This window comes from Bacillus sp. V3B (genome assembly GCF_024494465.1).
GTDB lineage: Bacteria > Bacillota > Bacilli > Bacillales > Cytobacillaceae > Bacillus_BD.
In genome coordinates this window covers 1-585 of sequence record NZ_JAETXM010000084.1, presented here as the reverse complement: position 1 = coordinate 585, position 585 = coordinate 1, and the positions used below count along the sequence as shown (strand labels likewise).

Sequence of the window (585 nt, the reverse complement as noted above, 5' to 3'; positions counted from 1 at the left end):
TATCTGTTCGATAGAATGGAGTTCGCAGGAATCCCCCACTTCAAATTTCGTCAGAAATTAAGTGGTGGGTAGTTCAATTTACGGCATAACCTAGTAAAGAGTGAGACCCTTTATCACTGATTTCTTTCGGAGGCCATACACCATACACCATACACATAAGTCAAATGAATAATCCGATCCTGCAACGACTCGATCTTCGTCAACTGTTTTCACAAGAAAATCGATACTATCCTGATTCCAAAGAACCGTATCATACCAAAAACGTTTTAAATATTCAGAAGGCGGAGCTTGCAAATTAGAAGAAACTTATAATTTAATACAAACATTAGATAACTCTGAATAGAATTCAAAGCTGTGCATTCCGCCTTCACGGCCAATACCGCTTGCTTTCATTCCGCCAAATGGTGTACGAAGGTCACGAAGGAACCATGTATTTACCCAAATAATTCCGGCTTCTACTTCTTTGGCAATACGATGTCCACGGCGCATATCATTTGTCCAAATGGATGCGCTCAATCCATATTCCGTATCATTCACTTGATCAAGTACGTCTTCTTCTGTGTCAAACGGAATAACCGTCACAAT

1 protein-coding gene is annotated in these 585 nt (G+C 40.0%); it reads right to left on the bottom strand.

All coding sequences use genetic code 11. From position 1 onward, the window contains the following. Positions 1-306: 306 nt before the first annotated feature. Positions 307-585, bottom strand: a 279-nt coding sequence (locus JMM81_RS22690; protein ID WP_256243820.1) for an aldehyde dehydrogenase family protein, incomplete at its 5' end; no start/stop codon positions are given.